The organism is Streptomyces sp. NBC_00513 (assembly GCF_041431415.1).
Classification (GTDB): domain Bacteria; phylum Actinomycetota; class Actinomycetes; order Streptomycetales; family Streptomycetaceae; genus Streptomyces.
In genome coordinates this window covers 61,606-87,911 of sequence record NZ_CP107847.1, presented here as the reverse complement: position 1 = coordinate 87,911, position 26,306 = coordinate 61,606, and the positions used below count along the sequence as shown (strand labels likewise).

At 68.8% G+C, this 26,306-nt stretch carries 20 protein-coding genes, 1 pseudogene and 4 CRISPR repeat arrays (1 of these 25 running past the window's edge); of the genes and pseudogenes, 3 read left to right on the top strand and 18 right to left on the bottom strand.

The genetic code is table 11. The features are described 5' to 3' along the window. Nucleotides 1-80: 80 nt before the first annotated feature. The 4 genes from OHA84_RS38510 to OHA84_RS38495 all read right to left on the bottom strand — a co-directional run bounded on the left by OHA84_RS38510 (nucleotide 81) and on the right by OHA84_RS38495 (nucleotide 3,353). On the bottom strand, nucleotides 81-287 hold the full coding sequence (locus OHA84_RS38510; RefSeq protein ID WP_323182102.1) for a hypothetical protein: 207 nt from the start codon (nucleotides 285-287) through the stop codon (nucleotides 81-83). Nucleotides 288-1,153: 866 nt separating this feature from the next. After that, nucleotides 1,154-1,441 (bottom strand): hypothetical protein, encoded by a 288-nt coding sequence (locus tag OHA84_RS38505; protein WP_266977001.1) that lies wholly within the window; start codon nucleotides 1,439-1,441, stop codon nucleotides 1,154-1,156. Nucleotides 1,442-1,527: 86 nt separating this feature from the next. Next, entirely contained in the window at nucleotides 1,528-3,000 is a 1,473-nt protein-coding gene (locus tag OHA84_RS38500) for a helix-turn-helix transcriptional regulator (RefSeq protein ID WP_266976999.1), read from the bottom strand. 173 nt (nucleotides 3,001-3,173) lie between these two features. Further along, nucleotides 3,174-3,353, bottom strand: a complete 180-nt coding sequence (locus tag OHA84_RS38495; protein WP_266976997.1) for a hypothetical protein — start codon at nucleotides 3,351-3,353, stop codon at nucleotides 3,174-3,176. Nucleotides 3,354-4,546: 1,193 nt separating this feature from the next. Here OHA84_RS38495 and OHA84_RS38490 point away from each other — a divergent pair. Beyond that, nucleotides 4,547-4,723: a hypothetical protein gene (locus tag OHA84_RS38490; RefSeq protein WP_266976993.1), complete on the top strand. Its 177-nt coding sequence runs from the start codon at nucleotides 4,547-4,549 to the stop codon at nucleotides 4,721-4,723. A 1,044-nt stretch (nucleotides 4,724-5,767) separates the two neighbouring features. Next, nucleotides 5,768-6,007, top strand: a complete 240-nt coding sequence (locus OHA84_RS38485) for a hypothetical protein (protein ID WP_266976991.1) — start codon at nucleotides 5,768-5,770, stop codon at nucleotides 6,005-6,007. Nucleotides 6,008-6,169: 162 nt separating this feature from the next. Then, nucleotides 6,170-7,664: direct repeats of the CRISPR family, unit length 28 nt; unit sequence GGACCACCCCCGCGTCGGCGGGGAGCAC. A gap of 20 nt (nucleotides 7,665-7,684) precedes the next feature. Here the strand turns inward: OHA84_RS38485 and cas2e are convergent. From cas2e to OHA84_RS38430, 11 genes and pseudogenes are all read right to left on the bottom strand, one after another. After that, entirely contained in the window at nucleotides 7,685-7,999 is a 315-nt protein-coding gene (cas2e, locus tag OHA84_RS38480; RefSeq protein WP_371591636.1) for a type I-E CRISPR-associated endoribonuclease Cas2e, read from the bottom strand. A gap of 11 nt (nucleotides 8,000-8,010) precedes the next feature. After that, complete coding sequence (gene cas1e / locus OHA84_RS38475) at nucleotides 8,011-8,946, bottom strand: type I-E CRISPR-associated endonuclease Cas1e (protein WP_266977060.1); 936 nt, start codon at nucleotides 8,944-8,946, stop codon at nucleotides 8,011-8,013. 59 nt (nucleotides 8,947-9,005) lie between these two features. Next, nucleotides 9,006-9,653, bottom strand: coding sequence for a type I-E CRISPR-associated protein Cas6/Cse3/CasE (cas6e, locus tag OHA84_RS38470; protein WP_266976987.1), 648 nt, complete (start codon nucleotides 9,651-9,653; stop codon nucleotides 9,006-9,008). Then, nucleotides 9,650-10,459, bottom strand: a complete 810-nt coding sequence (gene cas5e / locus OHA84_RS38465) for a type I-E CRISPR-associated protein Cas5/CasD (protein ID WP_266976985.1) — start codon at nucleotides 10,457-10,459, stop codon at nucleotides 9,650-9,652. The genes cas6e and cas5e overlap by 4 nt, the downstream gene beginning before the upstream one ends. Further along, nucleotides 10,456-11,598 (bottom strand): type I-E CRISPR-associated protein Cas7/Cse4/CasC, encoded by a 1,143-nt coding sequence (cas7e, locus tag OHA84_RS38460; RefSeq protein WP_266976983.1) that lies wholly within the window; start codon nucleotides 11,596-11,598, stop codon nucleotides 10,456-10,458. The genes cas5e and cas7e overlap by 4 nt, the downstream gene beginning before the upstream one ends. After that, entirely contained in the window at nucleotides 11,595-12,386 is a 792-nt protein-coding gene (gene casB, locus OHA84_RS38455; RefSeq protein ID WP_266976981.1) for a type I-E CRISPR-associated protein Cse2/CasB, read from the bottom strand. The genes cas7e and casB overlap by 4 nt, the downstream gene beginning before the upstream one ends. Nucleotides 12,387-12,389: 3 nt before the next feature. Then, complete coding sequence (gene casA / locus OHA84_RS38450; protein WP_266976979.1) at nucleotides 12,390-14,033, bottom strand: type I-E CRISPR-associated protein Cse1/CasA; 1,644 nt, start codon at nucleotides 14,031-14,033, stop codon at nucleotides 12,390-12,392. A 393-nt stretch (nucleotides 14,034-14,426) separates the two neighbouring features. Next, nucleotides 14,427-17,297 (bottom strand): HD domain-containing protein, encoded by a 2,871-nt coding sequence (locus OHA84_RS38445; protein ID WP_266976977.1) that lies wholly within the window; start codon nucleotides 17,295-17,297, stop codon nucleotides 14,427-14,429. Nucleotides 17,298-17,467: 170 nt separating this feature from the next. Beyond that, nucleotides 17,468-19,572: a CRISPR direct-repeat array (repeat unit 29 nt; unit sequence GTTCTCCCCGCCGACGCGGGGGTGGTCCG). A 275-nt stretch (nucleotides 19,573-19,847) separates the two neighbouring features. Continuing rightward, complete coding sequence (locus tag OHA84_RS38440; protein WP_266976975.1) at nucleotides 19,848-20,285, bottom strand: NUDIX domain-containing protein; 438 nt, start codon at nucleotides 20,283-20,285, stop codon at nucleotides 19,848-19,850. Further along, on the bottom strand, nucleotides 20,282-20,614 hold the full coding sequence (locus tag OHA84_RS38435) for a hypothetical protein (protein ID WP_266976973.1): 333 nt from the start codon (nucleotides 20,612-20,614) through the stop codon (nucleotides 20,282-20,284). The genes OHA84_RS38440 and OHA84_RS38435 overlap by 4 nt, the downstream gene beginning before the upstream one ends. Before the next feature lie 70 nt (nucleotides 20,615-20,684). Then, nucleotides 20,685-20,951, bottom strand: a pseudogene (locus OHA84_RS38430) (hypothetical protein); the annotation flags it as partial. Between OHA84_RS38430 and OHA84_RS38425 the strand changes: the two are divergent. Beyond that, nucleotides 20,888-21,505 (top strand): HD domain-containing protein, encoded by a 618-nt coding sequence (locus OHA84_RS38425; protein WP_266976969.1) that lies wholly within the window; start codon nucleotides 20,888-20,890, stop codon nucleotides 21,503-21,505. The pseudogene OHA84_RS38430 and the gene OHA84_RS38425 overlap by 64 nt on opposite strands. Nucleotides 21,506-21,631: 126 nt before the next feature. On the opposite strand, the gene OHA84_RS38420 is transcribed toward OHA84_RS38425, so the two are convergent. The 3 genes from OHA84_RS38420 to OHA84_RS38410 form a co-directional block, all read right to left on the bottom strand. Continuing rightward, nucleotides 21,632-22,180 carry a hypothetical protein gene (locus OHA84_RS38420; RefSeq protein ID WP_266976967.1) on the bottom strand — a complete coding sequence of 183 codons (549 nt, stop codon included), beginning with the start codon at nucleotides 22,178-22,180 and terminating at the stop codon, nucleotides 21,632-21,634. A 146-nt stretch (nucleotides 22,181-22,326) separates the two neighbouring features. Next, complete coding sequence (locus OHA84_RS38415) at nucleotides 22,327-22,875, bottom strand: hypothetical protein (RefSeq protein ID WP_266976965.1); 549 nt, start codon at nucleotides 22,873-22,875, stop codon at nucleotides 22,327-22,329. A gap of 358 nt (nucleotides 22,876-23,233) precedes the next feature. After that, nucleotides 23,234-24,243: direct repeats of the CRISPR family, unit length 20 nt; unit sequence TCCCCGCCGACGCGGGGGTG. A 133-nt stretch (nucleotides 24,244-24,376) separates the two neighbouring features. Beyond that, complete coding sequence (locus tag OHA84_RS38410) at nucleotides 24,377-24,958, bottom strand: Uma2 family endonuclease (protein WP_266976963.1); 582 nt, start codon at nucleotides 24,956-24,958, stop codon at nucleotides 24,377-24,379. A 346-nt stretch (nucleotides 24,959-25,304) separates the two neighbouring features. Next, nucleotides 25,305-26,306: a CRISPR direct-repeat array (repeat unit 29 nt; unit sequence GTGCTCCCCGCCGACGCGGGGGTGGTCCG); it runs 614 nt beyond the window's last position.

Below are 26,306 nucleotides of genomic sequence, written 5' to 3'. Positions count from 1 at the left end.
AACGGCGGCGCTGGTGCTGTTGTTCGTGCTCTGAGGCGGAGCCCTTCAGTGCGTGACCGGTGCCGGGGAGTACCGGGTGCTCATGCGATGTCGGATGGGGCCGGCAGTGGGCGGATGACGATGGTGGTGGCGTCGTCGCGGTAGGGCTGCCCGTCCTCGATGCCGTCCTCGGCAGCGGCGACCAGGGCCTCGGCGAGCGCTTGGGCATCGTTGTGGTGTGCGTGGACCAGGCCGTCGAGGACGGTGGGGTCCATCTGGTCGTGGACGCCGTCGCTGGTGAGGATCACCAGGTGGCGCTTGGGGATCGGGGCTTCGTTGCAGGCCGCGATGGAGAGGTCGCTGAAGCACGGTGAGTTTGGAGGAGTAGGTGGCGGCCTCGTCGGCGGGCATGCCCTGCTGGGCGTAGTGGGCGGCGACGGTGTGGTCGGTGGTGTATCGGGTGAGGATGCCGGTGTCGGGGTCGAGCCCGTAGGCGCGGCAGTCACCGGCCCACGCGATCCACGTGCCGTCGGCCCGGACGCGGGCGGTGATCCCGACCGCGTCGGGACCGCCGCGTGGCGCTCCGGGGTTTTGCAGGAGCTCGGCGGCTCCGATCAGCCCGGCCATGGGGTGGCGTAGTGCTGTCCGGCGGGCGGCGTCGACGGCGAGTACGGGGACCAGGGCGTGGAGTTCAGTGCTGTGGCCGATGCCGTCGATGACGGCGGCGCCGACGGCCCCGCCGGCGGCGGTCCAGGCGTGCGCCGCGTCAGCGGATCCGGGGGCATCTCCCGGACGGGTGGGCCTGACTCCCGGTCGGCTGGCGATACCGATGTCGGCCTTGCGCATACTGCTACCTCCTGGCTGGAGACCAAAGCCCCGGGCCCTGAAGTGGGCCCGGGGCGTGTCTGAATCTGTGGGGAGCCTTCGCGCGGGGTACATCCGGCCGATCCTGCGTCGCCCGCTCTGGAGACTCAGGGCGGCGGGCGGGCAGGACTTGCCGGACGAGTCTCCCCGTGGTGCTGATGGATGTCCCCGAGGCAGATCCGCTGCCTCTCCGGCACTCTCCGGGCGATCGGCCGGATCCTCGGCAAGAAGCTGCGCCTGTTCGTTCTTCTGATCGCCCGCGCGGGCTTCACCGGGCCCTCCTGCTCCAGCCGACGGGAGCTGGTTCCCGTCAGGGCCAGACGGTGGCTGCTTCGGGGTGGAGGTCCGGCCAGTCGGGCAGCGTGCGGGTGATCTTGTCGGCGGGTACCTCGATGCCGGAGGCGCCCATCAGGAGTCGCACGTACTCGACGTCGTCGACGACCGCGGTGACCACGTCGCCACTGCGGTCGTCGACGGCGAGCAGCAACCCGTAGCCGGTGTCCGTGAGGTCCAGGCCGGCGCCCCAGCAGAGCTCCCTGTAGGCGTCGGCGTCCATGGTGGAGGGGGTGGCGAGCACCACCCGGTAGACGGTGATCATGTTGTTTCCTCTGTACTGGAGGCGGGAGGGATGACGCCTCGCCCCACCGGCCTGCTCGGGTCCGGGAGGCGCTCGGGTGCGGGATTTCAGAGACCGGGGCGTGCGATGCGCATGGTGGTCCAGTTGCGGCCTGCCGGGCGGCGGGCGGCCAGTTCGGATAAGCGGGGCGCGCGCCGGGTGGGCGTTTGCTGGGATCGCTTGTCCAGGAGACGGGCCATCTGCGATTCGACGGTGGTGTCCTCGTTGAGGGTGCTGCTGAAGGCTTCGAGGGCAGTGCTGATTCCGGTGGTCGGTTCGTCAGCGGGTGCTGCGGAGTCCGGTGCCGTGGGCGGCTGTGGTTCGGTTCCGGTGGGGCCGTGGTGGATCTCGGTGTTGGCTTCCGTCCACAGCCTCCTGAAGTATTCACGGTCGCCGCCGAGGAGCAGGACGAACGCCTTGAGGACCCGCCAGGAGGGGATCTTCTGGCATTCGGTGACGGAGGCCACGTCGGCCACGCTGAGCGCCCAGTGGCTGGCCAGCGCGATGTCCTGGGAGGCGGGGCGGCCGGCGCGGAGGTGCAGGGTCCGGACGGCCTGGTGCAGCCGCAGGGCGGCGGGCAGGGCCGGCTCCGCGAGGGGAGGCTGGGGGCCGCGGGCCCGTTCCCGAAGTTTCTCGCTCTCCCATACCGTGCGCAGGACGTCGGGGTCGGCGCCGCAGGCGCGGGCGAACTTCTGGGTGAGGCTCCAGGTGGGGATGCGTTCGCCGCTGACGAGTCGGGAGAGGTAGGAGGCGGAGATGCCCATCCGGGCACTGACCTCTTTGTTGGTCTGTTTCGAGGTGCGCACCAGCATGGACAGCACGGGGGCGAGGCGGTTGTAGGCGGCGCCGGACGGGTCGCGGGGGGTGGTGCTGGACTCGGTTTCCGGCGTGGCGGCGGGCCCCGCTTCGGTGGCCGTGACCTTGTCCGCCATCACGGCCGGGGCGGGCGGGGGCGCGAGGACGGTGGAGGCGTACATGTCTGTGAGGGAGGCCGGGGTGGTGTCGCGGCCGCGCATGAAGCGGTTGAGGCGCCGCAGGATGTGGTCGTCGGTGTAGCGGTGACGGGCTGTGTCCTCGGAGATGCGCAGGATGGTGCTGATGCGTCCCCAGGTGACGCGGCGGTGTCGGGCCAGGCCGACGAAGCCGGCGGTGAGGCACTCCAGTTGTTCCTGCATGCGGTAGATCCGGTGGAGGGCCTCCTCTGCGTCGGAGGTCTGCAGGATTCGGGCGAGCTCGCGCGTACCGTCCTGGAGGTCCTTGATGACCTCGTGGAGGACCTCGTCCGCGCTGCCGCCCGGCGTGGCAACGGTGTGCGTCGCCCGTACGTAGGTGGGAGCCGCAGGCGCCGCGGGGGCGGGTGCGGCGGGCCGGGCCGCGGGGGGTGCCTCGGTGGTGGGTGCCGGCGGTGGTGCTTCGGCGGATTGTCGTGCGCGGTAGGCCGCCTGGCGGCACGCGCCGCCACAGTACTTCGCGGGGCGTCCGTACCGGCTGTTGGGCACGATCGTCACAAACTGGATCTTGCAGTGCTCGCAGGTGTTCATGAGTGCTTCCGTCCGTCACGAAAGGGGTTCAGACCGGGTGCGCGCAAGCCGCCGCTGCGGAAGTTCCACGGAATTCCGAGATTTCGTCACACCGGCCGGATCTGGCCGTCGGGGGGTGGTGCCGGAGACGGGGGAGAGCGCAACGGTGCTCCTCTCCCCCGCTCACGCCGGGGTTACCGCCGGCGACCGCGCACGTGGCGGGTGCCGAGGACGGCCGTCGCGGCCACGCTGAGGAGGGCGGCCGGAGCGCCGACGGAGACCGTGATCTGGACGGGCGGCCGGAGGATGAGGAGATATCCGGTGAACACCACGGCCAGGAACACCAAAAGTGCGGCCTTGACCGACTGGTTCACGTGACGAAAGTTTTCGTCACGCGCAATACCTTGGGGTAGTGCCGAATCGCCGGAGGGGAGTTTGACCGGACGCCGGCGAGGGGTACGTGGCAAGAGAGGTACATCCTTTCGAGTCGTACATGAAGGCGTGCGGGGTACCGAACCGAGTTTTCTGAGGACGCGTGGCGATGCCCCGCACGCACCTGTGAGTGACCGTAGCGACACCATGTGCTAAAAAGAAAATCTGCTCAAAGCGGCGTAAAACTGCGCATCCTGAGCGTTTTCCCAAGACGTACGGGCTTTCGTTAGCCGACTCAGCCGAAATGTTCGGCCTCTCGCTCAAAGACGCCTCGCGCCCCCCGTCCTGCTGATATGGGCAGTGCGCAAACCTGTTCCGTCTTCAATTGTTCGCCTGGCGTTCAAGAGCAGCCATGTAGATATATCTGGCCGAATGTATTCGTAATAATTCGGACGTTCCCAGGTCGGCGCCCCGCCCGACGCACCCGGCCGCGCCGGGCGCACGAAACCCACGCCTCGCCCACACCGGCTCACGCCGCCCGCCGGGCAGCAACCTGAACCCGCCCCGGCGTGAACCGTGTAGGCAACGCCCCGTCGTGATCACGCACGCTGAGGTCGCGGTCAAGTGCCCGGCGGCAGATCCCTGCCCTCGCCGTCTCCTTCACCGACCCCGTACGAGCCGCTCCGGCCCATCCGCTCCTGGCCGACAAGTGGCTCGCCGAGATCGAGTCCGTGCCGTGGACGCCGCGGCCGGGGGACACCGCCGCGACCCCGCAGGATCCTCCTGCAGCCCCCGCACCGTAAAACCAGTAGCCGACGACCTGGTGCGGCGAACGGGGGTGAGGCGACTTCGTGGATCGTGCCCCGCTCGGGCCCGGGTGCACCGTACGGTCGTTGGACCGATGGCAGTCGGCGGAATCGGTCCCCGCCGATGAGGACCTCGCCCGCCGCTGCCCCCCGAATCGCGCTGAAGATCCTGCTGGAGCACTGCGGGCACAGCACCGGTCGGTGGGAGGCGCTCGCCGCCGCCATGACCTTCGAGTACGACGAAGCCAAGCCCACCTTCGGCGAGTTCCTCGACTCCCTGGACGACGCGCCCGCGACCCCGCGGACTGACCCGCCGGTGGGGCGGCCGACGAGGGTGGAACTCGCTGATTCCGCCTCCGAGACGGCGGGTCAACCAAGAGAATGCCGTCATGTCGTTCATCTCATTCAGCGGTGCTGACAAGGACATGACGCTCGACGAACTGGAGGCGGCTTTGGAGAGCGCCCGCGACGTGGGCGCCCTCGGACATCGGTACGTGTACGCGGAGCTGAGCACGAGCGGGAAGGTCAAGCAGATCAGGTTCGAGGTCGGCGGCGAGGACGAGTAGACGGTCCGGGGCACACGCTCGGGGGAGGATCTTGTGGATTTCGCGTTCGAGTGCTGGGACTGCGAGGCAGACTGCACCGTGTGGGGAAAGCCCACCGGGTTCTGGAGTGAGTTGTACAGGCTGCCGGACGAGTGGGAGTGCTGGAACTGCGGCGCCGTGAACATCACCCCCGAACCTCCGTGGACGCCGGTGTAACAATGCTCCGCACGCGGTCGAGGCCAGGCGCCGGGACCCACCGGGGTGACGATGTCCTTGCCCGCCGCCTTTCACGGGACCGGCCGTCACGCCGTCTGCTCCAAGCGGCGCGGCACAGCCCTTCCCGGCCGGCCTTCTCTTGTCCCGAACATGACGGGGAGTCCGTTGCGTCCGGGGCGTGACCTCATGCACGGACGACATGGGCGCCCCACGAGCACTCTGTTCGGCCCCAGTCCCCCCGTCCAGACACCGCCAGCCGAGCAACGCGGCGCCAGGCACTCCCGCCGAGGCAACATCATCGGCCGCCTGCGCCGCGCATACCGCGCGATCGAATTCCCCGTCGGCCAAGTCCACTACCGGACCTGCTCCGACTGCGCCCAGGGCGTCATCACCGCCCTCGTCATCGACGAGCATTTCGGCAGCACCGGGCTGGGCAACCGGGCGCCTTCACACCTGCGCTCCCGCCCCCCGGGCCCCGCCTGGCGCAGCACGCCGAGCATGCGCACCACACGTGATCTCTTGCGACGGATGAGCATTCCCACGATCAAAGCTGACACGTACTGTCCTCACGCACACCGACCACTGTCTGATCCGACGCTCGCAAGCGGCTGACAGACCAGACGGCGGGCTCACGGAAACGCTGGAGGGCATCAAGTCCGCCGTCGAGGCGGCCGAAACGGTAGCCAGCCCCCCGGCACGACCCGGTCGGGCATACGGTCGTGCTCGCGGCGCCCTTTGAAACGCCGGCGGCCGGTGAGGGCGGGAGGCCCGGGGCCAGCAGGCCGCCCGGATGCGGGCGGCCGGTCGGTGGGTGACGGTGGGAGCTCAGTCGTCGAGCCGAGGAGCGCCATGATCGTCAAGTTGCTGCACGACAAGGGTCTGCGGAGCGAGCACGCGAACACGATCGCCTGTCTGACCATCGGGTTGTCCGTCGCCTCGTGGGTGACGTCGATGAAGGTGGAGCCGGGGGGCATCGACCGGGCGGACCGGTGGGGCATCTTCATCGCCACGTGGCCGGCGACCTGGTTCGGCCTCGGGCAGGCTCTGGCCCGCTACGAAGACGATGACGCGCTGCACGGGGCCATGTGACCGCTGGCTGCCTCCAGCTTGAGCCGGCAGGGCCCGACCGTTCCCGAGGGTGCGGATCGGGTCGGGCCCTGGTCGGTGCGGCGGCCTCCGTCGCGACGCCAGGGTGCCTGCGTCAGGAGCCGAGGCAAGCGGCCTGAGGGTCAGACCTCGCCGCGCCAGGAGCGGACCACCCCCGCGTCGGCGGGGAGCACACGATCGAGGGTGCGGGGCGTTTGGCCAGTCACGGACCACCCCCGCGTCGGCGGGGAGCACATCGTCGCGCCAGACGGACCAGTCCAACCGATCGGACCACCCCCGCGTCGGCGGGGAGCACCAGGAGTCGAGAGCCGACCGGTACGGCGACGACGGACCACCCCCGCGTCGGCGGGGAGCACTCCTCCCCTGGCGGAGCCTGGGCGGGGGTGTGCGGACCACCCCCGCGTCGGCGGGGAGCACGACCCCCAGCTGTCTGTTCTGCGACTCGCCGCCGGACCACCCCCGCGTCGGCGGGGAGCACACAAGTCCTTCCGTCTTGAGGACGGTTACCACCGGACCACCCCCGCGTCGGCGGGGAGCACGCTGGCGCGCGAGATCCTGAACGCCGCTCAGTAGGACCACCCCCGCGTCGGCGGGGAGCACCATCGAGCTGGAGGTGGGCGCGTGAACGACGACGGACCACCCCCGCGTCGGCGGGGAGCACCCTGTTGAGCGACGTCGCGCAGGCCGACCCCGGCGGACCACCCCCGCGTCGGCGGGGAGCACCAGATCGCGGCCGACGGCCTCGCGAAGATGTACGGACCACCCCCGCGTCGGCGGGGAGCACTTCAGCTCGTCGATCCGCTCGTTCAGCGCGTCCGGACCACCCCCGCGTCGGCGGGGAGCACGTGCGTAGCACGAGTCCATCACCGTTGTCAAGCGGACCACCCCCGCGTCGGCGGGGAGCACTTGGCGGCGGTGACGTAGCGGGCCGTGTACTGCGGACCACCCCCGCGTCGGCGGGGAGCACTCCCCGCAGGGCTGCCAGGGTCGCGGCGCCCAGCGGACCACCCCCGCGTCGGCGGGGAGCACTTCGTCTGGTGGGGTGTGCGATCCCCAGGTTTCGGACCACCCCCGCGTCGGCGGGGAGCACTTCGTCTGGTGGGGTGTGCGATCCCCAGGTTTCGGACCACCCCCGCGTCGGCGGGGAGCACGACTCGATCATCCGGCCCTCACCCACATGCGTCGGACCACCCCCGCGTCGGCGGGGAGCACGACGGTACAGCGTCAGACCCAGCCGTCGCGGCTGGACCACCCCCGCGTCGGCGGGGAGCACTGGATCCGAACGTCCGCTTTGTCCTCATGGGTGGGACCACCCCCGCGTCGGCGGGGAGCACCTCGTTCGACGAACTGGCCGGCCTGGTCACTGCGGACCACCCCCGCGTCGGCGGGGAGCACTTGACGAAGGAGACCTGCGCCGTCTCCAGGTTCGGACCACCCCCGCGTCGGCGGGGAGCACGCGCGAGCACCTGGTGGCCGTTGCGGCGGGCGTGGACCACCCCCGCGTCGGCGGGGAGCACTGGTCCCTGACGGAACCTCACCCGGCGACCACCGGACCACCCCCGCGTCGGCGGGGAGCACCGTCGTCGCGGATCTAGCCGTCACTGTGACGGCGGACCACCCCCGCGTCGGCGGGGAGCACTCTTTCTGACCTGGCACTTTCTAGGGGGTTTGCAAATCCATTACTGTTTCCGGTTGGGGGACGCCAGTCATCCGGATGAGCGTGAGGCCGTCGAACTCCATCGGCAAGCGGCGTCGTGTGCCTGCGGTGCGAAGTGTGTACCCCTGTTCGTTGGTTGCTGGATGGATCAAGACAGCTTGACCATCGCCGACCGTCTCAGTCACGGACGTCCATAGTTCGTCGCGGACTCGTGCGGAGAGCGTTCCAACGAAGATTCCTGGCACGACTTCCATCAGCCAACGGCTGAGTGCACCCCTGAGGTGGTCGGGCACAGCGGTGGTGGCGATGACTGCCATGGAGGGCACCGCTAGCTTTCCTCCCTGCCGTAGTTGCGGCCGGCCGGTAGCGTGCCCGCTTTGGGATCCCAGAGGTGTACCAGCTTCACGGCGCGCGGCTCGCGATCTTCCTCGTCGTTATCGTGTCCGTCGGCTTGCGGGGCGAGTAGTGCCTGGATGTCCCGGACTATGCGTGGCAGCAGTTTGAGAAGGCGCAGGTCGTCGCGAAATTTGCGGCGTGCGTCCCGTTCCGGATCGGTGGAGTCGTGGAGGGAGAACGCGATCGGCAGTGTCGTGTCGGTTTTGTACAGGTCGGCGATGTCGTAGACGAATGAGTGTTGTTTGCCCGTGTGGACGAAACCGAGGGCGGGTGAGCAACCCAGGGCGAGAAGTGCCGCGTGCACGATGCCATACAGGCAGGTGTTGGCGGCGGACAGGGCCAGGTTTACCGGGTCCTGCTCCTGCCACTGCTTGGGGTCGTAGTTCCGGCGGAAGCGTCCGATGCCGTGTTGCTTGGTGAGCAGTTGGTAGAAGGCCCTCATCCGCTGGCCTTCCATGCCCCGGAGGGTGTCCAGGGTGGTTTCCGGTGGGACCTCGACGCCGAAGCGCATCTGGTACATGCGTTGGGCGACGGCGAGTCGTCGCTGGGGTTCCGCGTAGGCGTGGACCTGGTGCTCGAGCCAGGTGGTGGTGAGGGAGTCGGGTAGGACGGCGGCGTACGCGCGTACTCCGCCGGATCCTGTGACGACGACGCTGGTGCCGTGCCGGGCGAGGGTGCTCATGGCCCGTGTGGTGATGGAGACGCCTGGCCCGAGGAGCAGGCAGGACAGAGCGGCTGTGGGGATGTAGACGGTGTCGGTGCGCTGCTCATTGGCCCGGATCTGCGCGCAGACGCCGGTGTCGTCCTGCACGACGCGGACCATGTCGAGGTAGAGGAAGCTGAGCGAGTCGGCGATGCGCGGAAGCATGGCGAGTGTGGGGGCGGCCAGGCGGCGTCGTGCCTGACCGCCCCGAGGCTCCTGGTTATTCATGCGGTTGCGGGTGCCAGGGTCAGCAGTCCCGCGCCATAGGGTTTTCCTTTTCCGATGCCGCTGAGGAGGGCGTTGGTGAGGGCGTGTGGATCGGTGACGGTGGCGGTGCCGTCGTAGCGGATGAGGCTGTGGCGGAGGGGGGCTTCGTTGTCGTGTCGGCGGGCGGGTGCTGCCGGGGTGGGCAGCAAGGTGGTGAGCCGGAGCCCGGCGTTTTCGGCTCGCCGTGCCCACCACTGGTCGGCGTCGGCTCCCGTGAGGGGAATGATCTTGCCGCGTTGGTTCTTTTGCGTCAGGGGAAGACGTTCGCGTCGGCAGGGGTTGAGGGTGATCCGGTAGCGAACAGGGAGTTCGGGGCGCAGCGCGGCGAACATCGGGGAGAGATCTTTGATCTGCACGTGGCCGTAGGCGGGGGGTAGGGCCCGCTCGTCCAGGTCTGCTGTCGCCTGGAGGAAGACGGTGGTGGCTTCCGGTGTGCTCTCGACACGGAAGAGGAGGCCACTGCGCGAGCGCGGGCTGTCGCCGAGGTCGTCGGGGACCAGCCGCATCAGGGTGCGGTGCATCTGCGTCGCGTCGCGCAGGTCGCGTGCGACGGCGCGGCTTTGTGGGTTCAGGCGGATTCGGGCGAGCTTGGCGGTTGGCGTCATGCGGTGTACTCCGTGCTCTGCGGGCGCTCGGCGTCCGCGGCGGCGTAGTCGATCAGGCGGTCGTGCAGGGCGCGGTCGCCCCTGGGCAACAGGCCGGCGGGCAGCTGCTCCGTGGTCCGGTACAGGTGGCGTTTGCCGTGGCTTCGGCCGTGCTGGGCGAACGTGACGGGCCTGTCTTGGACGGTCAGGGGGGTCGCGGTCGTCGACTGCCCGGATGGTGGCCGTTCCCACAGGAAGTCCACGCTCGTGTCTGGTCGTGCGATGGGTGCTCTGGTGCGGCGGTCGTCGGTGTGGGGGCTGGTCAGGGGGACGGTGGTGAGGAGCTCGGCGACCGGGTCCTCGACGTCGGATCGCAACAGGAACGGCTCGTCGGGGGGACAGGAACGTCGGCCGAGGTAGGGCGCCCAATGGGGATGCGTCAACGCTGCGGCGAGTTCCGTGATCTGGTCGCCGGGGCCGGTGACCGCGACGACGAAGGCCGCGTCGGCCAGATATTGACGGCGGGTGACCACCGCAGCTCCTTTGTTCTTTCCGCCGCTGGTCGCGGCGGTCAGATGCGCGGGCTGTCCTCCCCCCACGGTGTGGTAGTCGATCAGGAGGGTCCCTGGCCGGTCGACGCGTACGGTGATCTCCAACGCTTCGTACCGTGCGAGGGAGGCTCCGCGGGCAAGGCCCTGGGCCGCGGCGAAGATTCCGATGAGGCCGGAGCGTGTGGGGAATCCGGCGGTGTCGCGGACGGCGGTGAACGCCGACCGTTCGCCCCAGGACTGCAGGGGGCCGGCCAGTCGCAGCAGCAGACCGGTCACTGACTGCCGTCCAGGTCGCCGGGGGTCGTCTCGGGCAGTGCCGCTTCGATGGCGGCGTCGATCAGTTCCGCGAAGGAGTCGTGGACGGAGCCGAGTTGCTCGTACGGCTCGGTGTTGGTTGTCGCGTGTCCGTGGAAGGCGCGGTGGCGGTTTCCGGTGAGGCGGTGCACCTGCCCGGCGTAGTGCGCGAGGGCCGCGCGCGAGGGTGCGGAGAATCCGCCGGCACGGTCCGCGTTCACGGGAGTCTCGAATGCCGCGGCCATAGAGAGCGGACGTTGGGAGCGGACCGCCAGGTAGGCGAGGTCGGGGATGGTGTGGGGGGCTGTGCTGTTCTTCTTGGCCTGGGGAAGCGACATGAGGAAGTGGTCCGCGAAACTGGCGAGGACCGTGCGGGCGGCCTTGGTGTCTCCTTCGAGGTTGGTCAGCAGGTCGGAGACGTTGACGGACGCGAAGCGGTAGAGAACGCCGGCACTGAACTCGGCGGTGTCGAGGTGACCGCTGCCGGTCTCCGACTCGCCCAGCCAGTCGTCGACGGCGGTGAAATAGTCACGCTGGGGTTCTGCGGCGTGCGTGGTGAAGGCGTGTGCGACCTGGGCCGCCCCGTCGACGTTGGCACCGGGAAGTTCAGCGAGCATGCGCCCCAGGAGACTGATGGAAGCGGTCCGGGACTTGAGAATGGTCTCGATGCGCTGTGCCGGCAACAACGCCCCGGGCTTGGCTTTGCCCAGCCCGGCTTCCAGTTCGGCCCGATGCTCGACACATACCGCGGTGAGTTCCTCGATTCCTGCTTCGGGCAGGAACAGGAGCACCGACGTGTGCCCCGCCTTCTCCGTGCCCAGGCCCTTCTTGCCGGCGCTCGCGGCGACCTGCGCGCCGGCGAACACGGCCAGGTCCTCGGGCCAGCCCGACCGGATCAGGTGTTCGCGCACCTTGACGGGGACCATGCGGGTCCGCTTGGCCTTCTCGCCGAGGTCGTCTTCCACTCCCTGACGGATCACGCGCTTCCACGACTGGCTGGAGACCCTGACCCGGTTCGCGTTGCCGTAGCGGACGGTCTTCGGCGAACCGAGATCGTCCCGGTTCAGATTGGCCGCGGGAACCGACTGGATGGCATTCAGGTCCATGAACAGGGAGTTCACTCGTTCTCCTCAGGGGTGACATCGTTGTGATCGTCGTCGCGGTCCGCGACGCTTTCGCCTCGGTCCAGACCGGATGCGGCAGAATCGGCCGACTGCTCGGCCATGCGGACGCGAAAAAAGTCCTCCAGCCATCGCGTCGCGACCCGGTCCTGGTGCCGATCCCACCAGGACAGATCTTCGAGAAGCACCGCCCAGTCCAAAGCCACTCCCCGGCCGTTGAGCTGCCGCATCAACGCCGGGAGCCGCATGTGCAGCGAGTCGCTGCCCACGCGCGCCATGTAGTGCAGCTCCGACTCCGCCGAGTCCGGCTTCATCAGCCCTTTGTTGACGGCCTCGGCCAGCGACGCCCCCAGGCTGACCCGCTCCCCCCACGCACGGTCCGCGTCCACGCCCTTCGCGAGGTCCGGCACCGCCTCGGATGCCACCGAACCCTCGACGGCGGACTCCGCGGCCCGCGCCAGTTTCCTCTGAACGGCCAAGTCCTCGGCCCGGGCGGCTTCCTCCTCACGGGCCGAACGCGACCGGGCCGCGATCAACGCGGCCACCGCGTAGTAGGGACGCCGGGCCGCCGGATGCCGTACACCCTGAGGTACCAGGCGCACCAGATGACGGTGCAGACGATGACAGCGCTCATAGGGCAAACCGAGCCCACTACGCAGATCCGCCTGCGCCCGTTTGTCCTGCGCGCACAAGCCGATCACCTCCACGACGAACCTCGACATCTGCGACTCGCGCCCGGCGACCCGATCAGGGACGGGCGAAGTTGCCTGCACAGGGATGGTCGTCATCACTCACTTCCCGCCTGAAATCGCTGAAACCTGCTGCGGAATGCCGCTCTGGCGCAGCAGCGAACGCAACACCCCGCGCGCCCTCACCCGGGCCCGAGCCACACGCACATCCGCGCTGCGCGCGCCGATCGCCGCGTCCAGAGCACCGAGCGCCACATCCACGAAAGAGATCCGCACCGAATCACCGAGCCCGGCGGGATCCAGAAGGGACCAGAAAACCCGCTCGGCAGCCGGCCAGTAATAAGCCATCGCCGGCTGCGCCCAGGGGCCGGGCTTCTTCGGATCGAGCCTCACCTTGGCCGCCGGGTCCAGCCCGGTATCGGTTGCGACCCTCCAGGCCAGTCGGGCGGCATAGTGCAGCCGGTCACCGGCCTGCTCGGCGAACTCCCGGCTCTGAGCGACCCGCAGTGCCATGGCAGGGCTGGGCCCGTCTTCCTGCCAGCCCAGGACAGGCGGAGTCGTCGCCTCGAACCAGGAACTGTCTTTCTGCTGGCCGTCCTGATCGAAACCGTACGCACGAACACGCAGACCGGCACGCAGTGACGACGGCAGATTCTCGAACACCGCCGGCCGCTGAGTCTGTTCGCGTCCCTTGAGGAGAAGAGCATCCAGGTCCCGCCACAAGGCCCGGCTGCCGTCCGCGGGCCGCGCGTACGGATCGCCGCCGGTCTTCGGTTTGTCGAGAATGACGTAGGGGTCCCGGGCAGGGACGGCAGGCTGATGCGTCGACCAGGTCAGGTAGGCGTCCACCACGGCTCGGCCGTCAGGAGACGGCACGAGCAGCGCCGCGTGACGGGCACGACCGGTCAACAACCGGCCTGGCCAGGTCGGCGGAGGGGGAGCCCCCAACGGATCCGGCAACGACGGGGCCTCCCATACGCACACGTCGTTCGGGTCCGGCTCCCCCACCGTGGGCTGCGGCACCGACAGGACCAGGCTCGTGAAGAGGGTCTCCCCCCATGGATGGTAGGACAGGGCCTTCCTCAGGGGCCCCGCGTCGCCGTTGCCGGCCTTGACCGTCGTGATCTTGCGCGGAGTGCACTGACCGGAAGGCCCGTAGTACAACTGCGCCATCAGGTGCCAGGCCGCCTCGGCAGCCGGCACGGGGAGCGGGGCGGTGTCGGTGAAATGCCCGAACAGAACGGCCCCGTTGACACCGGTCGGACGCCCCAGCACCAGCTTGTTGACCCCCGACGGGTTCGGCATGCCCTTACCGTCGACACACTCCATCCGCAGCCGGGGATCCTGCAGGAAGGGCCGCTCAGGATGGAAGAGGTCGAAACAGCCCTCGGGAACCCTGTCATCCAGGTATTCGTCCACCGCGTCCGCGTCGAAGGCCCCCCGCCGCAGAACACCGTTGCGTGCACGAATCCACTGAGGAGGCTCATCGGCCAGATCCTCATCGTCCAGGGCGACATCCCCATGAACGATCCGAGCGGTCATCGCGGCCAGCAGCCGCAGCAGCCCCGACGCCGCAGGAGGCACCGGAAGCTCCAGATCCTCAATCTCGTGCGCCCGACGGAACAGATCACGCAGACCCACCCTCGTCGAGGCACCCCCGGCTAACCGCACCGGGATCCACGGCTCGTCCCGCAGGTCGAACCCAACAGCCATGTTCACCGCCATCTCCGCCACCCGAATGAGCACAGAGCTCTCCCCAGAGGTAGCTACACGTACATGCGCAACTACTGCGCGCACAGTGAAGCAGGGAGCACTGACAACGCCCCCCGTGCCCGCCGCGCGCGCCCAGTAGAGCAAGACGAACCGCCGCTTGTCCGCCGATGTGCCGAATCCACCAGCCGCGACAACGCGATGGAGTGAAGTAGAAGGCCCGATGCGTTTCAACATGACCCGACGTGTGAAAACGTCGTACGCCCCGACCTCACCTCTCGCGTACTCAAGCCTCGAAACGGCAGCACCGGAAGAATGGTCTCCCCGCCGACGTGGGGGTGTTCCGTAGAAGGCCCGATGCGCGCGCCTGGGGAACCCGACCAGAACTCCCCGCCGACGTGGGGTACATCGTGCTTGGTCTGCGACGGACTACGTCCGTCGCAGACCAAGCCCCTCGTCCAACCAGATGTGCCGACTACCGACGGCGACCGGCACCGGCCGCCCGTCACGAAGTTGCTGACGGAGCAGCACGAGGTCGCCCAGCATCGGATGCTCGACCCACCCGGCCGGCGGCTCCAGACTGGGCCCGTCCGCGTCGCGAAACCACTCCGAGTTGACCGCGAGGGTGCGGCTCATCACCAACCGCACGTCAGCCACCGAGACGGACCTGTTCATCTCCGCCGATGGCAACGGGACCTCACCGGCCACATCCAGGGACTCCCGACCGTCACCGTGGACGTAGACGCACAACAACCGCACCGAATCGGCTCCCAGCCGCGTCGCCGTCTGCCATTCATCCTCCGTCCCCGGCGTACGGTGCAACTCGTCAAGCCCGACAACCGAGCGCGCCCGAGGAATCACCACCATGTCCCCGGCCCCACGCTGCGCGGCCTCCTTACCCGCGTACGCCGTCCACGCCGCCGAGGCCTGCGGATCATCAAAGTCGTACCGTCCGGAACCAGTGCCGTGCACCCGCTCCACCAACTCCTGCACGTCGTCCGGCACAGACACAGACTTCGCCCCAAGCCCGACCAAGGCTTGCGACGTCTCACGCAGAACCGCCTCGTGGTAGATCTCGCCCCACTGCCGTGGCACTCCCCCGCCCCCGATCACCGGGTCGAGCACCACCAGCCGCGGCCCGCTCAGCGACGCCCACACCGGACGCCCGCCACCATCCGGCCGCCCACGCTCGGCCCACCAGGTCTCATGCCGCCAACAGCGCCCGGCGCGCTGCAGCAACAACGCCATCGGGGCAAGGTCGCTGATCACCACATCCGCATCGAGATCGAGAGACTGTTCGACCACCTGCGTGGCCACAATCACCCGTCGCAGCGGGCGCGGCCCCCGCCGCCCCATCCCCTCGGTGACCCGCCGAGTCCGCGCCTCACGAACCTCCGCCGGGAAACGCGCGTGCAAGAGCTCGACCGTCCCCGCCTCCAGCTCACCAGCCCACCGCTCACACAAATAGGTGTACGTGTCCTGCGCCTCGCCGACGGTATTGCACACCACCAGCGCACACCCCGCTCCCTCCTCCAACAAGGGACCCAGAATCCGACCCACGGCAGCCAGACGACCAGACGGACCCTCCGGCCGACCCCCGTCGACGGCTTCCACCTGGACCGTCAAAGTCATACGGCGCTGCCGCGCCTGCCCCTCCCGATCCGCCTCGCTGATCTGCACGCACTGACCATCGGCCCCATCGACATAGAGCCAGCCCGGATACGGCACCGGAAACGACCGTGCCCGCAAACTCTTCGACGAATGGCCGGCACCCTGCAGATACTGCTTGATCAACTGATCACTGACCGACTGGGGCAAAGTCGCCGACAACAGGACCACAGGCACCCCATAAGCGCCCAACCAATTCAACAAACGCCCCAACAACACCTGCATGTACGGGTCATAGGCGTGAGCCTCGTCCACGACGAACGTCTTCCCCGACAATCCCAACAGGCGCAGCATGTTGTGCCGCACCGGCAACACAGCCATCAGCGCCTGATCAATCGTCCCCACCGCGTACTGCGCCAGCAACGCACGCTTCGCACCCCGCAACCACCGTGCCGGCCGCAATGCCGCCGACCGCCGAGCCCGCTCGTCGTCCAGTTCCTCATCACCATCACACACGAGCACCTGGTCGCCCTCGGCGAGACCCTCATCGGCGTACCCACCGCTCAGCCAAGCCATGCTGTGCGCCAACACCAAGCCCGAGCCTGCCGCCTCCTGCCGGACGAGAGCATCCGCGACTCGCCCGTGCATCTGATCACTCGTCGCCATCGTCGGCAGCAGGAACGAGAACCCCCGTGTACCGAACTGCGAGGAGAACACCCGCTCGGCTTCGAGCGCGGCCTCGCTCTTGCCGTCCCCCGGAGCGGCCGTGACTACGAGAATCCCAGCCCTCCCCACCTTCCGCGAAAACTGCTTGAGAGCGACAGGCAAGTCACAGGCCAACGAACGCTGCAACTCATTCGGCACCCCATTGATGCCATACGCCTCCGCGAACGGCTTACGAGTCAACTCGACAGGCAGCAATCCCGCCTCCCTCACCAGCCGCACAGCATCCGCGCAAGAGCGCGCGAAATGCTCCGCCAAGCTGGATCGCGGTAAACCGCACCGCTCCCGAACGTAGCTCTCCTGACTCACCAGCCAGTCAGCCAAAACCACCACCCCGGTCACCAAAACGGCCGCCGGTGCCCCAAATTCGCTCGGCATCGCCGGTTTCCCCAGTACCGAATGAACCACACGAGCGTGAGCAGACCGCTGGTCCGCCCACCCCGCACCCCCCAGAAGAGACTGATACGCGGGACCACTGAACAACGCCTCATATCGATGAAAACGCCCATGATGCCCACCAACCACCTCGGCGATCCGCGCGATGGGCCCACCCTCGTCGAGATCGGCCCCCTCATCGAAGCCCAAGGCCCCAAGCACCGCGGCCACAGCCCGCATCCCAGCCACGTCATGACGGACACGCGCATCCGCCATCAGCCCCACATCGCCCAGCAGACTTGCGCTCAAAGCCTCCGCGCCGGAGCGATTACAGAACTGAAAACCGGAGATCTTGCCCACATCATGCAAACCGGCACAAAGGCCGACCAGCGCACGCGCCTCCTCCGGCCGATCCACGCACCCGAAACCAGACGAGATGACAGCTCGCTGGCCTTCAGCCAGGTACGCATCCCACAGAAACATCGCCATCGCCGCCGCATCCAACAGATGCCGCACCAGCGGATACCGAACACCGTCGAGCCCACGGGCCTTCGCCCACAGACTCTCATCCGGCTCAAAACCCTGGACGTCCAACGCCGCTCCTCCACCCGGAGAGAAACCAGCACTCAACCACAGACGACCGACAACCACCGCAACGTCAACTCGGCGCCAGCGCCGTACACTTCGGCCATGACCACGACTCTGGCCGCCCGAACAATGTTAAAGAAACTGCAAAGGCCCTGAGAAGTGGCAGGTGGCGAAGGGTTCTCCCCGCCGACGCGGGGGTGGTCCGAAGTCGTGGAAGCTCGCGGCGAAGGTGGGCGCGTTCTCCCCGCCGACGCGGGGGTGGTCCGCTCTCCGGCAGCCGGCACCGGATCGTGTTCCGTTCTCCCCGCCGACGCGGGGGTGGTCCGTATTCGAGGCCGTCTGCACGAAGCTCGTCGGAGTTCTCCCCGCCGACGCGGGGGTGGTCCGATCTGCGCCGGGTCGGAGGTGGATCTGTTGCCGTTCTCCCCGCCGACGCGGGGGTGGTCCGGCTGTCGCGGTCCATGGCGCCTCCCTAGGTCCGTTCTCCCCGCCGACGCGGGGGTGGTCCGCCGGTCGGGATGCGGTCCTCGTTGGTGGGCGGGTTCTCCCCGCCGACGCGGGGGTGGTCCGTCTCCCCGAGGTTGGTCATCGTGGGCCGGCCAGTTCTCCCCGCCGACGCGGGGGTGGTCCGTACGCGGGTCTCGGCTTCAATCCTGAGGCGGCGTTCTCCCCGCCGACGCGGGGGTGGTCCGTCCGCTGAGGGCGCGGGGCTGCACCGGGGCACGTTCTCCCCGCCGACGCGGGGGTGGTCCGTAGGGACTCGCGGGGTTCCGGCCGGAGTATTTGTTCTCCCCGCCGACGCGGGGGTGGTCCGCAGCTGTGCGAGCAGACCGTGACCCGGGCCGAGTTCTCCCCGCCGACGCGGGGGTGGTCCGCAGAGACGGCCCGGAAATCGGATCAGGTGGAAGTTCTCCCCGCCGACGCGGGGGTGGTCCGACGGCCTGCTCGTCGGCGTCGAGTCGCGGTGGGTTCTCCCCGCCGACGCGGGGGTGGTCCGAAAATGGGGACGCGCTCCACGTTCCTGCTGACGTTCTCCCCGCCGACGCGGGGGTGGTCCGCGGTTCGCACCGGCCGAAGCCACGGAGAAGAAGTTCTCCCCGCCGACGCGGGGGTGGTCCGTCCAGGTGCGAGTCCGTCATCTGGATGGTGGCGTTCTCCCCGCCGACGCGGGGGTGGTCCTCCACCAGCTTGGGGCCCTGAGAGCCGGGTCGGAGTTCTCCCCGCCGACGCGGGGGTGGTCCGTACCAGGTCGCCCCTGGTGATGGTGCGCACACGTTCTCCCCGCCGACGCGGGGGTGGTCCGTTGCAACTAGTCGAGGGCGTCGGACTCCTGACGTTCTCCCCGCCTACGCGGGGGTGGTCCGTTTGGTGGCGTCGGGATTGGTGTGTTTCCCCGTTCTCCCCGCCGACGCGGGGGTGGTCCGTTGACCGGTTGGCCGGGCGGGGTTGCGTGGGCGTTCTCCCCGCCGACGCGGGGGTGGTCCGCGAGGCCGCCCTCGGTGACGTTCATCGGCGTGGTTCTCCCCGCCGACGCGGGGGTGGTCCGAACTTCGCCGTCGAGGACGTCATCCACATCCAGTTCTCCCCGCCGACGCGGGGGTGGTCCGACCTCGTCGGAGATGACGTTGCCCGAGTTCTCGTTCTCCCCGCCGACGCGGGGGTGGTCCGCTCCGTCGGGCGCGTGACACCCAGGGCCGCAAGTTCTCCCCGCCGACGCGGGGGTGGTCCGGAGGTCGTCCAGGTGCACGCCCTGGTGTCCGGGTTCTCCCCGCCGACGCGGGGGTGGTCCGAACCTGTCCGTCCAACTCGACTGCCACGTCATCGTTCTCCCCGCCGACGCGGGGGTGGTCCGCTGAGCCTTCGTTTCCCGTCCGCGACCGACACGTTCTCCCCGCCGACGCGGGGGTGGTCCGCCGCCGACGTCGACGACCGCGGCCCGGGGCACGTTCTCCCCGCCGACGCGGGGGTGGTCCGTGGTCGACGCTGAGGGCCGCCGTGATCAGCGCGTTCTCCCCGCCGACGCGGGGGTGGTCCGGACGACGGCGGCGGTGTCGCGGTTTCCACGGTGTTCTCCCCGACGCGGGGGTGGTCCGACGGGCCAGGGCAGGTCGGTGTCGAACCGCTTGTTCTCCCCGCCGACGCGGGGGTGGTCCGTCGTGCTGCTCGTTCGTACGGCGGAGGTCGTCGTTCTCCCCGCCGACGCGGGGGTGGTCCGTCGGCGATCGGCTCGGCCCTGCCCTGGCCTGGCCCCAGTTCTCCCCGCCGACGCGGGGGTGATTCGTCGGTCTGGCGGCGACTGGTGTAGGTCGTGAAGTGCTCCCCTCCGACGTGCACGAAGAACGGATCATCGGCCGACAAACCTCTTCGCGTGCGTGACATGGTGAAGGTGAGGTTTCACCGGCGTGCCCGGGCCTTGGTCAGACGCCTCCTGACAGCGAGGCACGGACGGTGACGTCCAGACAGCCGCGAAACCTCGAACGCCTCAGAGGAGTACCCTCCAGGCCGGCGGGCCGACCGGAGCCGCGCACCACGCGGCTCCGGTCGGCTGTTCTGGGCCTATGCGCTGGTCAGGATCTTCCGTACGGCGTCGGTGACGCCCGGCAGGTCGCCGGTGAGGGCGGCCCATCGGTGCAGGTCGTGTTCGGTGAGGAGGACCGGGCCGGTTTCGGTGACGGTGACGGCGAAGTTGAACTGGCGGGTGGTGGTGCCGCGGCTGTTCTCGTAGTCGAAGTGGCCGAGGTAGCGGTCCACTGAGGAGACGGTCAGGCCGGTCTCCTCTCGTGTCTCGCGGCTGGCTGCGTCCAGGATGGTCTCGCCCGGGTCGACCTTCCCCGAGGGGATTTCCCACAGGCCGCCCATGTAGTCGTCCGCCTTGCGCCGGAGCAAAAGGACGCGGCCGGTGTCGGTGACCACGGCGGCGGCCACGAGGCTGGTGATGCCCTCGGCTTCGGCCTCCTTGGCCAGAGACAGGGCGAGATCGGAGGTCACGGTCACAGCAGCTCCTTGTGGTGTTCGCTGACCTTCCTGGCCGCGCTGACGTACTGCTCGGCCAGTTCCAGATCCCGTTCACGGTGCCAGACCGGCAGCTTGATCGTGTGCGTGTGCGCCTTCTCGGCGATGGGGAAGTCGCCGGGCCGGTAGCGGTTGTGGGTGTTCGGGTAGTTGGGGAACAACTGTGGGGGGTGCTGGTAGAGCGGGAGCTGGTTGAGGGGGCGGGTGGAGCCGGGCAGGTCGAACTCGGTTGCCCCCTCCGCGGCGAGGGCCTGATGGAAGCGGTCGATGCGCAGACCGCCGAGTTGGTCGGGCCGGTAGGTGGCCGTCAACGCGTACCAGGGTGACCTCCAGTCCGGGTATCCGGCAGAGTTCGCGTGTCAGGTAGCCGGCGATCTCCTCGCGGCCGAGAAGGTAGGCGTCCAGGTGGGCGAGCTGGTCGTGGGCGAGGGCGGCGGCCAGGGGGTGGATGCGGAACTTGAGACCGGCCCCGGTGACCGCGTACCGGGCGAGTGGATGGCCTTCCGGGATTTCGTTCCTGGCCCGCTTGTTGTAGTGCGCGAAGGTCAGGATCCGGTAGTGGGTGCAACGGCTACCCTGTCGCGGTGACGACCTCGCGAATACTGTCGATCGCTCTCCAGGACACCGGCCAGCCCCCGCTGCGTCCACTGCCAATCGAAGCAGCCGAACTGCTTCACGACCTTGACGCTCCACCACGCCTGGTCGCGCATTTGCGAGCAGTTCACGACGTTGCAGGGCAACTCCTCGAATGGATCGCTGCACGTGACCTAGATCTGGGCATCAACCCGCAGGCCGTTCTCTTCGGAGCCGCCACCCACGACATCGGCAAGGTGCTGCACCCCGCCGAGTTGTCCGCTCCCGGCGCACAGCACGAAGAAGCAGGCCGTGAGCTGCTTATAACCCGAGGCATCGATTCCGTCATGGCTCGCTTCGCCGGAACACACGCCGCCTGGACCGCCGATGAGGCCGGGATGGAAGATCTCCTGGTCAGCCTGGCCGACAAGATCTGGAAGAACAAGCGGGTCCCCGAACTCGAAGATCTCGTCATCGCCAGACTCGCGGAGGCGAGCGGAAGGTCGGTCTGGGAGGAGTTTCTCGACCTGGACAGCGTGCTCGCTCGCATCGGTGACCAGGCCGATGAACGCCTCGCCTTCCAGATGTCCTACCCCACAGCCGGAACGGCCAGCGACTGCCTACAGTAGTTGTCGGTTCGAGTCCGACCTGGCATGCAGCTCGCAGGCCTGCCGGTAAGCGACCCACCCGGTCTCGGCCCGGTGGGCGCTCGGTCGCATCTGGTCCGTGCATGAGCGGATGGCCGGGACGGGGCGTCATCCAGAGCTACGAGACGGGACGGGCTGGGCCGGTACTGACGGTGTCTCCAGCACAGCTTCGATGGCCTCTACGGCATCCGCGAGGCGGCGGTAGATCCGCGTCGGGAGTCCTGTCCGCTTCAGCCCGTGCTGGAGCGGATCGCGCATGTGCTTCTCGCAGACGACGAAGTCCGCGTACCCGGCGGCACAGGACAGATAGACCATGTCCGTCAGATCGTTCGGGCGCCACGTCGTGCCCTTGTTAAGGTGCCGGTTGTGCAGTACTTCCCGGAAGAGCCCGATAGCCGGAGCCCCGCCGACTGCTCGGACCAGCCCCTTGAAGCCCCATTCTCGGAACAGCTCCTCCGGAACATCTGCCGCAGCAGCCTCCTCGGCCAGCTCCTTTTGTAGATCGTTCAGAAGGTGGATATCGATGGCCCTGCGCTTCTGCTGAGAATCCTGATCCAGCCCGTCCAGCCAGTCACTGAACCGCTGGCTCGGCGCCGTCCATCCGGTGTCCGGCCCTGGCTCCACCTGCTGGGTATCGAGCATCGAGTCGATGGACACGCAGGCAGCGAGCAGCGCCTCGTATTGGAAACTGAGGCCACTCTGGAACGTTGGCGGTCGAGCAGGAACAGTCCTCCGGATGGGAGAGAATAGGGCATTCGGGTCGAGGGTGATGACCGGGGCGGAGCGCAAGCTGCCGGCGCGCTTCATGCGGTGGTAGAAGGCATCGGAAGCTCGTTCCGTCGGACCTGCAATGGATCGCGCATCTGCCAGCCACGGCTGTACTGCAAGATCGTTAGCCCCAGGGCGTATCGCTTCTCCGTACTGAAACGCTTGCTTGTCTCGTAGTAGTGGCCGGCAGAAGCGGGGAGGACGATGCGCTGTTGGTCCACCCATTCTTTGAGCTTCCGGGCGGCGGTCCGATCCGCCTCGCTGCTCTTTTCAGTACCTCGGTCGGCATTGCTCAGTAGGCTCCACTGATTCTGGTCGAGGTACACGACGAGTCGCTCTCGGAGATGGTCCCCAGCTCCTTCCAGCGGCAACTCGAAAAGGACCTGGTCTCCTGTCAGCGTGGTGGCGAGGAGCGTTCCGTATGCCGGGGTGAAGTCCAGCCTGGCCACGACGCTCGTGTCTTCGAACATGGAGGTGTCTAGCGGAAACCGCGCCTCCATCCCGTCAGAGCGGGCGAAGATCGTGCAGGACGCTGCGCGATCCATGGTGATCAGCGTGATGGTCAGATTGCTCTCGTTTGCCACGAGGACAATCCTGCGCGGTTTTCCTCAGGGTGTGACCTGGTTTGTTTCCGAAGCCTTCGCCGAGCGGACACGCGGCACGAGCTGGGCTGCCGCTCCGGTGGCTGCCTGGTCCACCAACGAGGGCACTGGGGGTGCAAGTTGGGTTTGCAGGGAGGCCGCTTCGGCGATGAGATGCGTCGAGCACCGAGGGCTGCGAGTGTTCGACGATGAGGGCGGCGGCCGGGGCGCTCCGCGATCGTGTGCCGGGCGACCAGTAAACGGCCCCACGCCAACTCGACGCCCCGTAAACTCCGGCCATCAGTGACCGAGCGATGGTAAATGAATTGCAAAGGCCCTGAGGGAGTGCAGGTCACGAAGAGTGCTCCCCGCCGACGCGGGGGTGATCCGTACGCGGCGCCGGTGACCGCCCGCGCGCTGGTGTGCTCCCCGCCGACGCGGGGGTGATCCGCCGCGGTGCCGGTGTCGCGGCCGGAGGGCTGGGTGCTCCCCGCCGACGCGGGGGTGATCCGACACAGCCGACGAGCCATGACCCGGTGACCGTGTGCTCCCCGCCGACGCGGGGGTGGTCCGGTATTCAGGGCCACGACCGCATTGAATCCGGTGTGCTCCCCGCCGACGCGGGGGTGGTCCGAGTGGATCGACCCCCAGCAGGAACATGTTGTCGTGCTCCCCGCCGACGCGGGGGTGGTCCGAACGACATCCGTCGCAGTGGCTCCACCCTTCGGTGCTCCCCGCCGACGCGGGGGTGATCCGCGCGGGGACACCGGCCCGGACGACGCGCCGTTGTGCTCCCCGCCGACGCGGGGCGATCGAGCAGCCGAGGGGAGCCGGGCGCCGGTTTTCCCCGCCGCCGCGGGGGTGGTCCGTTGGTCATCCCCTCGTTCCTGGGGGCCGGTGCGTCTTCCCCGCCGACGCGGGGGTGATCCGGCCGGGTTTCTGGCGGAGCTGGACGGGACGGAGTGCTCCCCGCCGACGCGGGGGTGATCCGCATCCCGGCCACCGACCTGCGTCGGGCGGCGTGTGCTCCCCGCCGACGCGGGGGTGATCCGGAGAACGGCGTCTCGATGTGAGTTGTGGTGCCGCGCTCCCCGCCGACGCGGGGGTGGTCCGGTGTGGCGGGTGCTCCGGCCATCTTGGGTGTGGCGGAGAAGACCGAGGAGTGCTCCCTGCCGACGCGGGGGTGGTCCGACCTCCAGGTACTGACCGGCGACGGTGCAGACCTGGTCCCCGCCGACGCGGGGGTGGTCCGTTCCTGTGACGATTCAGAAAAGCGTGCCGCTCACGTGCTCCCCGCGGACGCGGGGGTGATCCGGTCGTGCCGGTGACGTCGCCGAGCTCCAGTGGGTGATGCCCGCCGACGCGGGGGGTGATCCGCGATTTGCGTCAGTGGGCGACAGCCCGAAAAGCAGAGGTCTGGCCAGCTCTGGAGGCGCTGCTGTCGTCGCTGATCTGTGGCCTCTGAGCTTGCAGCTCGCAGCCGGAGCGGCTGCGAGCTGTGGTTTCAGCTTCGCTGATTGGGTTGCGTGAGTCCGGCGGGGTCGATCTCGAAGGTGAACGGCGCTTCGACACGGGTTGTGGTGCCGGGGAGGGCGATTGTCTTCTCGACGTACCGGCCGTCGGTGAGTTCGCTGACGATCAGGCGCGGGGCCGGGTCGAATTCGAGGCGCCAGTAGTGCTCGATGCCCGCTTCGGCGTAGAGCATGGGCTTGAACTTGCGGTCCATGGTCTTGTTGCCGGGCGAGACCAGCTCGACGATCAGCTGTACCGCTTCGGCGTCGATGCTGACGCCGTTCTCGGCGGTCGCGCCGGCGTCTGCGACGACGATGTCGGGCACGACCAGTCCGGACGGCAGGATCACGTTGATTGCCTCCAGGACCTCCACCGTGGCGCCGGCGGCTTGGGCCGCCGCGTCGAGCGCGACGTGGAGACGGTAGCTGGCCCGCTGGTGACGCAGGCCGGGTGCGGGGGACATCACGAGCGACTCACCAACGAGTTCGTAGCGGTGCGAACGGTCTTCGGCCAGGGCCAGGACCGCGTCGACGGTCCAGGGCCCGTGATGCTGGGCAAAGCTGGCAATGCTCATGTCCCCTTCACCTCCTCATCGCCTCCCACCAGTGTGACCCACGACTGAGACGATCGTCCCTCACCGACCGGGACCGGGGCGCCGACTGCGGATCCACTCGTCGTCGCCAGTCGCAGACCACCGACCGCATTGCTACCGCAGCCAGCCAGCAGCAGCTGGCGCCGTTCGTCCGTACGGGCTTCCCGCCTCTACTTTGTGCCCGCAGCACGGGCACCCGGTAATGGTCGACCGAATACCCAGTCCCACGCCAACCAGGCACGTACACTCCGGCCATGACCAAAGCCCTGACTGCCCAAACAGTGGTAAACAAACTGCAAAGCCCCTGAGAAAGGGCTGGTCGCGAAGGGTGCTCCCCGCCGACGCGGGGGTGGTCCGTCTTGGGAGCCTGATCCTCTTCGGGGGTGAATGTGCTCCCCGCCGACGCGGGGGTGGTCCGGTCCGGTGATGCCGCCCGTCGCGGCCGTGCCCGTGCTCCCCGCCGACGCGGGGGTGGTCCGTGCGACGACGGGATGCGGCTCGACACGGGCGAGTGCTCCCCGCCGACGCGGGGGTGGTCCGCTGGTTACATTCTTCGAGGAACACGTAGAGCGGTGCTCCCCGCCGACGCGGGGGTGGTCCGGCCATGACGGTAAATCAGTTGCCGTGTGCTCTGTGCTCCCCGCCGACGCGGGGGTGGTCCGGAGGGGCTGGAGTCCCAGCACTACGAGGGCAAGTGCTCCCCGCCGACGCGGGGGTGGTCCGTCGATCCGAGGCTGTCGCCGGTCGGCACGCGAGTGCTCCCCGCCGACGCGGGGGTGGTCCGCGCGCGGGCAGCCCAGATGAGGAGCTGCCCGGGTGCTCCCCGCCGACGCGGGGGTGGTCCGTTGGCGACGGTCGGCGTCCACGTACTGGTGGAGTGCTCCCCGCCGACGCGGGGGTGGTCCGTCGAATTGGTCGCGCTCTGCCTCTATGCATTCGTGCTCCCCGCCGACGCGGGGGTGGTCCGATCTGCCGCTTCGCCCGCCACGCCAACAACGGGTGCTCCCCGCCGACGCGGGGGTGGTCCGCAGACCGTCCAGCCGCAGGCCAGGCGGGACGCGTGCTCCCCGCCGACGCGGGGGTGGTCCGATTGGGTCAAGCGGGTTGACCCCTCGTCACATGTGCTCCCCGCCGACGCGGGGGTGGTCCGGAGGACGCGTGAGCACCGCACAGACGCGCCTCGTGCTCCCCGCCGACGCGGGGGTGGTCCGCGGCCTGTAGAGGACCGCCAGGGACCGGTCCGGTGCTCCCCGCCGACGCGGGGGTGGTCCGACCGCGTGATCCCGCCGTTCCTCGCCGGCATCGTGCTCCCCGCCGACGCGGGGGTGGT

Excerpts from the sequence above, each read along its gene's own strand:
- OHA84_RS38505 (WP_266977001.1), bottom strand. The coding sequence starts at position 1,441 with ATGATCACCGTCTACCGGGTGGTGCTCGCCACCCCCTCCACCATGGAC.
- OHA84_RS38500 (WP_266976999.1), bottom strand. The coding sequence starts at position 3,000 with ATGAACACCTGCGAGCACTGCAAGATCCAGTTTGTGACGATCGTGCCC.
- OHA84_RS38490 (WP_266976993.1), top strand. The coding sequence starts at position 4,547 with ATGTCGTTCATCTCATTCAGCGGTGCTGACAAGGACATGACGCTCGAC.
- OHA84_RS38485 (WP_266976991.1), top strand. The coding sequence starts at position 5,768 with ATGATCGTCAAGTTGCTGCACGACAAGGGTCTGCGGAGCGAGCACGCG.
- cas2e (WP_371591636.1), bottom strand. The coding sequence starts at position 7,999 with ATGGCAGTCATCGCCACCACCGCTGTGCCCGACCACCTCAGGGGTGCA.
- cas1e (WP_266977060.1), bottom strand. The coding sequence starts at position 8,946 with ATGCTTCCGCGCATCGCCGACTCGCTCAGCTTCCTCTACCTCGACATG.
- cas6e (WP_266976987.1), bottom strand. The coding sequence starts at position 9,653 with ATGACGCCAACCGCCAAGCTCGCCCGAATCCGCCTGAACCCACAAAGC.
- casB (WP_266976981.1), bottom strand. The coding sequence starts at position 12,386 with ATGACGACCATCCCTGTGCAGGCAACTTCGCCCGTCCCTGATCGGGTC.
- OHA84_RS38410 (WP_266976963.1), bottom strand. The coding sequence starts at position 24,958 with ATGAGCATTGCCAGCTTTGCCCAGCATCACGGGCCCTGGACCGTCGAC.